The 3,132-nt window shown below is 50.1% G+C and carries 1 rRNA gene; it reads left to right on the top strand.

The window, feature by feature from the left end:
- Positions 1-115 precede the first annotated feature (115 nt).
- A 23S ribosomal RNA gene (locus tag ACKTSG_RS13530) occupies positions 116-3,033 on the top strand.
- Positions 3,034-3,132: the final 99 nt, after the last annotated feature.

Below are 3,132 nucleotides of genomic sequence, written 5' to 3'. Positions count from 1 at the left end.
TGTTTGTTCTTTGAAAACTGGATATCATTGTAATATAGAAATGCCGAGAACACAGCGTATTTGTATTGAGTTTCGAAAGAGATTCGAATCGCTAACCGATCGATTAATCGATCAAGGTTAAGTTACAAAGGGCGCACGGTGGATGCCTTGGCACTAGGAGCCGATGAAGGACGTGACTAACAACGATATGCTTCGGGGAGCTGTACGTAAGCTTTGATCCGGAGATTTCCGAATGGGGGAACCCAGTCATCATCAGATGATTACTTTTGTGTGAATACATAGCACATTAGAGGCAGACGCAGGGAACTGAAACATCTAAGTACCTGCAGGAAGAGAAAGCAATTGCGATTCCCATAGTAGCGGCGAGCGAAGTGGGAACAGCCCAAACCAAAGTGCTTGCACTTTGGGGTTGTAGGACAGAACATTGGAGTTACCAAGTTAACGGGTAGACGAAGTCAACTGGAAAGTTGCGCCACAGAAGGTGAAAGCCCTGTAGTCGAAATCTGTTAGCCTCCGTTCTGGATCCTGAGTACGGCGGAGCACGTGAAATTCCGTCGGAATCCGGGTGGACCATCACCCAAGGCTAAATACTCCCTAGTGACCGATAGTGAACCAGTACCGTGAGGGAAAGGTGAAAAGCACCCCGGAAGGGGAGTGAAATAGTTCCTGAAACCGTGTGCCTACAATAAGTCGAAGCCCGTTAATGGGTGACGGCGTGCCTTTTGTAGAATGAACCGGCGAGTTACGCTAACATGCGAGGTTAAGGTGAAAAGCCGGAGCCGTAGCGAAAGCGAGTCTGAATAGGGCGAGTTAGTATGTTGGTGTAGACCCGAAACCAAGTGACCTACCCATGACCAGGTTGAAGGTGTGGTAAAACACACTGGAGGACCGAACCCGTGTATGTTGAAAAATGCTGGGATGAGTTGTGGGTAGCGGTGAAATTCCAAACGAACTTGGAGATAGCTGGTTCTCTCCGAAATAGCTTTAGGGCTAGCCTCAGAGGATGGATATTGGAGGTAGAGCACTGTTTGAACTAGGGGCCCGTCAAGGGTTACTGAATTCAGATAAACTCCGAATACCAATTATCTTACTCTGGGAGTCAGACAGTGAGCGATAAGGTCCATTGTCGAAAGGGGAACAGCCCAGATCACCAGTTAAGGTCCCTAAATTTATGCTAAGTGGAAAAGGATGTGGCGTTGCACAGACAACTAGGATGTTGGCTCAGAAGCAGCCACCATTTAAAGAGTGCGTAATAGCTCACTAGTCGAGTGACCCTGCGCCGAAAATATACCGGGGCTAAGCATAATACCGAAACTGTGGATGCATCCGTAAGGATGCGTGGTAGGAGAGCGTTCTAAGCGCGTTGAAGGTAGATCGTGAGGACTACTGGAGTACTTAGAAGTGAGAATGCCGGCATGAGTAGCGAAAGACAGGTGAGAATCCTGTCCACCGTATGACTAAGGTTTCCTGGGGAAGGCTCGTCCTCCCAGGGTTAGTCGGGATCTAAGGCGAGGCCGAGAGGCGTAGTCGATGACAAACAGGTTGAAATTCCTGTACTAGTTTATTTTGTTTGAACGATGGCGGGACGCAGAAGGCTAAGGAAAGCATCCGGTTGGAAATGGATGTCCAAGCAACAAGTCTTGACGTGAGTGAAATGCTTGCGACTATAAGGACAAGTTGTGATGGGGAGCGAAATTTAAGTAGCGAAGTTCCTGATGTCACGCTGCCAAGAAAAGCGTCTAGTGAGAAATAAACTACCCGTACCGCAAACCGACACAGGTAGTCGAGGCGAGTAGCCTCAGGTGAGCGAGCGAACTCTCGTTAAGGAACTCGGCAAAATGACCCCGTAACTTCGGAAGAAGGGGTGCTGTACGCAAGTACAGCCGCAGTGAATAGGCCCAAACAACTGTTTATCAAAAACACAGGTCTCTGCTAAATCGTAAGATGACGTATAGGGGCTGACGCCTGCCCGGTGCTGGAAGGTTAAGAGGATGAGTTAGCGTAAGCGAAGCCCAGAATTGAAGCCCCAGTAAACGGCGGCCGTAACTATAACGGTCCTAAGGTAGCGAAATTCCTTGTCGGGTAAGTTCCGACCCGCACGAAAGGCGTAATGATTTGGGCACTGTCTCAACGAGAGACTCGGTGAAATTTTAATACCCGTGAAGATGCGGGTTACCCGCGACAGGACGGAAAGACCCCATGGAGCTTTACTGTAGCTTGATATTGAGTGTTTGTACCGCTTGTACAGGATAGGTAGGAGCCGTAGAAGCCGGAACGCTAGTTTCGGTGGAGGCATTGGTGGGATACTACCCTTGCTGTATGAACACTCTAACCCGCACCACTAAGCGTGGTGGGAGACAGTGTCAGGTGGGCAGTTTGACTGGGGCGGTCGCCTCCTAAAATGTAACGGAGGCGCCCAAAGGTTCCCTCAGAATGGTTGGAAATCATTCGCAGAGTGTAAAGGTATAAGGGAGCTTGACTGCGAGACTGACAAGTCGAGCAGGGACGAAAGTCGGGCTTAGTGATCCGGTGGTTCCGTATGGAAGGGCCATCGCTCAACGGATAAAAGCTACCCTGGGGATAACAGGCTTATCTCCCCCAAGAGTCCACATCGACGGGGAGGTTTGGCACCTCGATGTCGGCTCATCGCATCCTGGGGCTGTAGTCGGTCCCAAGGGTTGGGCTGTTCGCCCATTAAAGCGGTACGCGAGCTGGGTTCAGAACGTCGTGAGACAGTTCGGTCCCTATCCGTCGCGGGCGCAGGAAATTTGAGAGGAGCTGTCCTTAGTACGAGAGGACCGGGATGGACGTTCCGCTGGTGTACCAGTTGTGCCGCCAGGCGCATCGCTGGGTAGCTATGAACGGAAGGGATAAACGCTGAAAGCATCTAAGTGTGAAGCCCCCCTCGAGATGAGATTTCCCATTCCTTTATGGAAGTAAGACCCCTGAGAGATGATCAGGTAGATAGGCTGGAAGTGGAAGAGCAGCGATGTTTGGAGCGGACCAGTACTAATCGGTCGAGGACTTAACCAAAAACCCTGTTGGTCGTAATTGCCAGCAGGTGGTTAGCACAAATACGGTTCAAGGCAACTAAATACAATGATGTCCAGTTTTGAAAGTGCAAACTTTCAA

The sequence above is a fragment of the Lacticaseibacillus salsurae genome, assembly GCF_045862175.1.
GTDB lineage: Bacteria > Bacillota > Bacilli > Lactobacillales > Lactobacillaceae > Lacticaseibacillus > Lacticaseibacillus salsurae.
Note: the sequence above shows the minus strand (reverse complement) of the source record. Positions and strands in the feature narration are given on the sequence as shown.